This window comes from Dyella sp., from assembly GCF_036384435.1.
In the GTDB taxonomy this organism is placed as follows: domain Bacteria; phylum Pseudomonadota; class Gammaproteobacteria; order Xanthomonadales; family Rhodanobacteraceae; genus GSA-30.
This window is the reverse complement of sequence record NZ_DASVMI010000134.1, coordinates 20,348-27,058: the sequence shown is the minus strand read 5'-3', so window position 1 is coordinate 27,058 and position 6,711 is coordinate 20,348. Positions and strand designations below refer to the sequence as shown.

At 64.5% G+C, this 6,711-nt stretch carries 5 protein-coding genes; 2 read left to right on the top strand and 3 right to left on the bottom strand.

All coding sequences use genetic code 11. The annotated features are described in order from the left end of the window. Nucleotides 1-15 precede the first annotated feature (15 nt). Together flhA and flhF are read left to right on the top strand one after the other, a co-directional pair. Nucleotides 16-2,079: a flagellar biosynthesis protein FlhA gene (flhA, locus tag VF436_RS13090; protein ID WP_414649852.1), complete on the top strand. Its 2,064-nt coding sequence runs from the start codon at nt 16-18 to the stop codon at nt 2,077-2,079. Then, entirely contained in the window at nt 2,076-4,886 is a 2,811-nt protein-coding gene (flhF, locus tag VF436_RS13085; RefSeq protein ID WP_330904466.1) for a flagellar biosynthesis protein FlhF, read from the top strand. The genes flhA and flhF overlap by 4 nt, the downstream gene beginning before the upstream one ends. A gap of 60 nt (nt 4,887-4,946) precedes the next feature. Here the strand turns inward: flhF and VF436_RS13080 are convergent, their stop codons facing one another. The 3 genes from VF436_RS13080 to flgA all read right to left on the bottom strand — a co-directional run bounded on the left by VF436_RS13080 (nt 4,947) and on the right by flgA (nt 6,701). Continuing rightward, complete coding sequence (locus VF436_RS13080; RefSeq protein WP_330904465.1) at nt 4,947-5,420, bottom strand: flagellar protein FlgN; 474 nt, start codon at nt 5,418-5,420, stop codon at nt 4,947-4,949. A 50-nt stretch (nt 5,421-5,470) separates the two neighbouring features. Beyond that, nucleotides 5,471-5,764 (bottom strand): flagellar biosynthesis anti-sigma factor FlgM, encoded by a 294-nt coding sequence (flgM, locus tag VF436_RS13075; protein ID WP_330904464.1) that lies wholly within the window; start codon nt 5,762-5,764, stop codon nt 5,471-5,473. Between the two features lie 169 nt (nt 5,765-5,933). Then, nucleotides 5,934-6,701, bottom strand: coding sequence for a flagellar basal body P-ring formation chaperone FlgA (gene flgA, locus VF436_RS13070; protein ID WP_330904463.1), 768 nt, complete (start codon nt 6,699-6,701; stop codon nt 5,934-5,936). Between the last annotated feature and the right edge of the window lie 10 nt (nt 6,702-6,711).

Below are 6,711 nucleotides of genomic sequence, written 5' to 3'. Positions count from 1 at the left end.
GCGAACGCGCGGTTCCTGGCTGGTCCTGCGCTGATCCTGCTGGTGCTGGGCATGATGGTGCTGCCTCTGCCCACCTTCCTGCTGGACCTGCTTTTCACCTTCAATATCTCTTTGTCGGTGATGATCCTGCTGGTGGCGATGTTCACGCGCAAGCCGCTGGATTTCGCGGCTTTTCCGACCGTGCTGCTGTTTGCCACGCTGCTGCGCCTGTCGCTGAACGTGGCATCGACCCGCGTCGTGCTGTTGCACGGTCATGCCGGCCCGGACGCCGCGGGCAAGGTGATCGGGGCTTTCGGCCACTTTCTCGTGGGCGGCAATTTCGCTGTCGGCATCGTCGTCTTCGTCATCCTCACCATCATCAACTTCATCGTCATCACCAAGGGTGCGGGGCGTATCGCCGAAGTCGGCGCGCGCTTCACCTTGGATGCCATGCCCGGCAAGCAGATGGCCATCGACGCCGACCTGAATGCCGGCATGATCGGCGAGGACGACGCGCGGCGCCGGCGCATGGAGATCGCCCAGGAAGCGGATTTCTTCGGTTCCATGGATGGCGCGAGCAAGTTCGTGCGCGGCGATGCGATCGCCGGCGTGCTCATCATGGTGATCAACATTCTGGGCGGCCTGATCGTGGGTATGGCCCAGCACGGCATGCCCATTGGCGAAGCGGGCAAGACCTATACGCTTCTGACCATCGGCGACGGTTTGGTGGCGCAGATTCCGGCGCTGGTGATATCGACCGCGGCCGGTGTGGTGGTGTCGCGCGTGTCGACCGGCGAGGACGTGGGCGAGCAGTTGCTGGGGCAGCTGTTTTCCAACCCCAGCGTGCTGTTCCTGACCGCGGGCATTATCGGCATCATGGGTCTGATTCCCAATATGCCGCACATTGCCTTCCTGACGCTGGCGGCGATCCTGGGCGGCCTGGGCTGGGAGATACGCAAGCGCGACCTGGCCAAGGCGGCCACCCTGAGCCAGGCGCCGCAGGAAGCGCAAGCCAAGGCCCAGGCCGCCGCGGCGGAAGCCAGCTGGGACGACGTGTCCATGGTCGATCAACTGGGCCTGGAGGTGGGCTACCGCATGATCCCGCTGGTCGATCATGCGCAAAATGGCGAGCTGCTGCATCGCATCCGCAGCTTGCGCAAGAAGTTCGCACAGGACGTGGGCTTCCTGCCGCCGGTGGTGCACATTCGCGACAATCTGGAACTCAAGCCCAATGATTACCGCATTCTGTTGTCGGGGGTGGAGATCGGCCGGGGCATGTCGATTCCCAACCAGTGGCTCGCCATCGATCCGGGCGGCGTGAGCCAGCAGATCAAAGGCACGCCGACCACCGATCCGGCTTTCGGCCTGCCGGCGTTGTGGATTGACGTGGCCTTGCGCGATCAGGCGCAAGTGGCGGGCTATACCGTGGTCGACGCCAGTACAGTAGTGGCCACGCATCTGAACCATCTCATGCATCGCCATGGCGCCAATCTGCTGGGCCGCCAGGAGGTGCAGCAGCTGCTCGAACGGTTGGGCCGCGAGTCTCCCAAGCTGGTGGAGGACTTCGTTCCCAAGACGATCTCCCTTACCACCTTCCAGAAGCTGCTGCAGGGCCTCTTGTCCGAAGAAGTGCCGATACGCGACATGCGTACCATCATCGACACCGTCAACGAGCATGCGCCGCGCTTGACGGCATTGGCTGCCAATACGGGCGGGCAGCCCGATGTAGGCGAGCTGATCGCGCTGTCGCGCCGCGCGCTGGGCCGCGCCATTACGCAGCAGTGGTTCCCCGGCGATGGCGATTTGCGCGTGATCGGGCTGGACGTGAAACTCGAACGCGTACTGATGCAGGCGATGACGACCAGCGGCGGACTCGAACCCGGCTTGGCCGAAACGCTGTTGCGCGAAACCGAAGCCTGCGTGGCGCGGCAGGAGGCGCAGGGCAATGCGCCGGTGCTGCTGGTACCGCCGCCGCTGCGCGCGGCGTTGTCGCGCTTCCTGCGCCATCACTTGCCGCAGCTGGGGGTCTTGTCCAATGCGGAAATTCCCGATGAGCGCGTCGTCCGCGTCACGGCTCTGATTGGAGGTTCGGGCGAATGAAGCTGAGCCGATTCGTAGGTGCGACCACGCGAGACGCTCTGCGCCAGGTGCGCGAAGCGCTGGGAGAGGATGCGCTCATCGTCTCCAACCGCATCGTCGACGGCAGCGTGGAAATCGTGGCGACGCTGGATACGCCGAGCAGCCTGCATGCCGACGAGATGGCGAGCCAGTCGGAGGCACCCGTGCCTTCCGTGGTCAGGCCCGCCGCCACACCAGATTACCGTCCCCCCGCATTGCCCGAGCCGCCTGCCTTCGCACCACCGCCGCGTCTCATGAGGCCGGCCATGGCAGCTGCTTATGCTGCCGCTGCCGCCGCGGCAAGACAGCAGCGGACCGCGCAGCAAGGAGCCGCCGAAGAACCGGCGCGGGCCGCGAAACCTGCACCGCCCGAAGCGGATCAGGCCGTGGCCCGGGAAAAATTGGAGCAACCCGCAGCGCGGCAAGATGCCGGGCAAGAGCCGTTGCCTGCGCAAGATTCCACCGAAAGAATCAAACCGAAGCGCACTCAACAAGCGGAATCCGCGCCAGCCGCCGACCTGCCGCACATGCGTCCGTTGGAGCCCAAGCCGGAGGTCGCGCCCAAGCTTGAACCGAAGAAATCCAAGCTGCGGTCCGCAACGAAGAAAAGCGCGCCTGCGCCGGTTTCGGACATGACTCGCATGCCGGACGCCCCAATGCCGGGCGCCGCGAATCCGCCGCCGCCGCCCTTGGATGCGAACTATCAAGCGGGCATGCAGGTGCAGGCGGCGATCAATGCTTTGCGCGGTTCGCTCGAATCACGCATGGATGGGCTGCTGTGGGGCGGTTCGAACGGCCCGGGCGCCGAGCCGGTCAACGCCATGCTGTTTCGCGTGCTGCTCGAAGCGGGATTCAGCATGCCCATCGTTCGGACCTTGATTGAACGCATGCCCGCCGATTGCGATCGACAGGCGGCAATGGTCTGGGCGCGCAACGAACTGGTGACGCACCTGCCGGTATTGCGCAGCGAAGACGAGTTCCTGAGCGACGGCGGCGTTTATGCGCTGGTCGGACCCACCGGCGTTGGCAAGACCACGACCCTGGCCAAGCTGGCGGCGCGCTGCGTGGCGCGGGCTGGGCGCGAGCAGGTGGCGATGCTGACCACGGACATGTTCCGTATTGGCGCGGTCGAGCAACTGCAGATTTATGGCCGCCTGCTGGGCGTGCCCGCGCATTCGGTAAGCGATGCCGACGAGCTCAAGCAGGCACTGGGTCAATTGGGCAACCGCAAGTTCATCCTGATCGACACAACGGGCATCAGCCAGCGGCATCGCAATGTGGCGCTTCAGGCGGCGCTTCTCACTTCGGCCGACCGGCAGGTACGCCGTTTGCTGGTGCTCAATGCCGCCAGTCAGGGCGATACGCTCGACGAAGTGGCGCATTCCTATCGCAACGGCGCCGGCGACGATGTGGCCGGCTGCATCATCACCAAGCTCGACGAAGCTACGCGCATCGGCTCGTCGCTGGATACGGCGATACGCCATCGCTTGCCTATCCATTACGTCTCCATTGGACAGAAAGTGCCTGAAGACATGGAAGTCGCCGACGCGCAACTGCTGGTCGACCGTGCCCTGGCGACGCCCAGCCAATCCTCTGCCTTGTACGCGCCTAGCGAGGGCGATATGGCATCGCTGCTGCGCGCGAGCGGCAAGACCCGCAATGCCGATGCTTCGCGTCGCAGGCAGATGCTGGCAAGCGCCTTGTTGCCGCGGCAGGCCGGTGCCGAAGTCGAGCTGGAAAAAGCAATGGAGTGGCTGGACACGGATCCGGCCTGCGCCCAGGCGCGCGCCAATTGGCGGCAGACGGGATCCGGCGATGCATTGCCGGCGCCCGAAGCCATTGCCAAAGCCGGCATCGAACTGGTGCGAGGGGTCTACTCGCGTAGCTGCGAACGGTATGTGCTGGCCGTGCATGGCAAGGCTGCCATGAAGGGCGACGGCGTGCCCACGGGCACGCTGCACGCCACGCTGCTGATGAGCGATCGAGGCATGGCGCTGGCGGCGCCGGTGCCGCAACTGATGCTGGCGCATGGCACGCACGCTGCCTATGCGCAGGAGGAAGCTATCTCCGACAACGCCGCCGAGGCGCTGGCGGCGCGCGCCAGGACACTGGGCGAGGAGTTGGCGGGCGTGCCGCAAGTGCACCTGATCGATACGATCACGGCCGGCCTGTGCCATACGCTGTCCGAACAGGGCATCGCATGGGTGGCACGCGGTGCGGCGACTGCGAGCGTGATACAGGATTACACCTCGACCACCTTGTCGGCAGCGGCCAAAAGCCTGGGCTATATCCCTTGCGATCGCGTGAGCATGTCCCAATCCGAGACCCGGGAGATCGTTTTCGATCTATGGGCTGGCGGTACCGAAGTCGAACTGCCGGCGCGCGGGCAGGATGCGTTGCTGCTGCGCATGGTGAGCGCAAAACTGGTCGATCCCGGCACCGGTAAGGTCGCGCATCACGTGTACGGCCTGACCAATGTGAAGGCTTCACAGGCCGATGCGGGCACGATCGCGCGCTGGCTGTTGTTGGCCGAGCAAGCCAAACCGGCGTTCCGTCATATGGTGCAAGCCTGGACGGCCATGTCGATGCCGGCCGGAGCGCAGTCCCTGTCGCGCCAGGCCTTGTATGCGTGCCAACTGGGCGCCGCCTGTTGGCAGCTGCTCAATACATCCGAAGCCGCCAGCGTACGCCACCTCTTGCAGGCGGTAAGCGGCGGTCGCAAGCCTTCCGCGGCGCTACTGTCCGCGGCGCTACTGAAGTGCTATGCGATGCTGGAGATGGCGGAATAGGGCGGCTGCTCGAATTTTGACGCAGCCGATCTCTTGTGAGGCGTCGTATACGCTCGCCCGTCAGCGGGCGACGATGCTGCGCACGCCGTATCCCGGCTGGCCGCTGCGACCCTGCGCGGTGTAAGTCTGGGAAGGGCTGACCTTCAACGTGATGTTGTGCAGGGCATCGAGTGACTTTTCGGTGTACTGCAAGCTGCTGCGCACCAGAATGCCGTTGTGCTCGTTCTTGTCGCGAGCCACTTTGGTCAGGCGCAACAACCGTTCCCAGATCTCGCCGAGCTCAGGAAACTGGCCGACGGCCTGTTCGGTGCCGGCATGCCCGTCCGGCAGACCCATCTGGGCCAGGATTTCGTCTCTTTGCGCATTCAGTTCGATGAGATCGTTGGCCAGGGTTTCCTTGGCCTGCGCAGCCTTGATGAGCGCCTCGTTGGCTTTGCGGTCGAGCAGGGCCAGGGTTTCGTCTGCAAGGGCGGCGATGAATGCCTCGATGAGCTCGGCTTCGCGCTCGAGGCATTGTTGCAGCGATGTGATCATGGCGTGTAGCGCACAAAAAAGAGAGATGCCGCCAGTCTAGGCCAGGTGGACTACTTCAGCAATTCCTGAATGCTGGCGATCAGGCCGTCCGTGATGCGGCTGGGGTCGACCGTGTATTGCCCGGACGCGATGGCGTCGCGAATAGTCTGCACGCGATTGGTGTCGATATCGTGGTCGTCGTTCTGCAGAGCCAGCAACTGTTGCGAAGCGGGGCTCAGGTCGACTTGTGAGCTGCTGGTGGCGGACACGGCCGAACCCGAGCTACCGCTGCCCTGGGGGCGGGTAACGTCGGTGCGGACAACAACCCCTGCGGGGGTGGTTACGGTCGTGTTGGTGATTTTCAAGGTGTTCTCCGGGACTGCGCGGCGGGTACTGCGCTGGCAGCCAATATCAGCCGCCCTCCGTTCATGCTTATTGTAACGGCGACAGTTCGCGCAACTTTAGGCTGCGGAACCGACCGTTGTACAACCCTTCAAATCGAACAGTTTAGTTACAAATGGGAATCTAGCAATATCAAAGAGGAACGTCCACCTCGCCCGAGCGGCTCACGACGCCACTGATGACCTGCCCGTTGGCATTGCGCACCTGAATGCGCTCGCCCGGGCCTGCGCTGGTCATGGCCTTGCCCTGGGTGCTGACCCGGAATCCTTGGCCATTGACGACCAGCTGAACGGACTGGCCGCGCTGTATGTACATGGCGCTGCGCAAGTTGTCGGTGCGCAACATTTGCCCAGCCATCATGGCCGAGGCCAACTTCATGCCGATTGCCTGGCTTGGATCGAGCACGGCATCGGCGGGCAGGGCGGCCAGGTCGGCCTTGTGGGCGACGAGGTCGTCCGATCGCAGGATCTGGCCCATGCCCAACTGATGGGCGGCCACGTAGTACTGCCCGGCAATGCTCACCGTTGCCTGGACGAAGGTAGTCCAGGTCTGCGGCGCGGCGCAGCGCACGCCCACCGACATCCTGGGGCGAATGTGTACAGGTTCGGGTATGAAGGGGAAGAGTTCGGTGCACGCTGCCAGATTTTGGGTCTGTGGCGGATCCATGGCGACGGTCGGTATGCCGGGGATCGAAGCCAACTGGGCGCGCAGGTATTTCTCGGCGGCGGCGCTCAGGGCCGCGGGATCTTGCCAGGCGTGGGCCGCCTGCGCCGGAGCCGCCTGGGCCTGGCTCGGGCGGGGCAAAACGGCCGATGCGATCAGGCAAGCGCCAAAAACCAGCCCGGCCCACCCCGTTGGGGGGGCGAGGCGGCGTCGATTGAGCCAGGGACGTGCGCGCATGCGATCCATG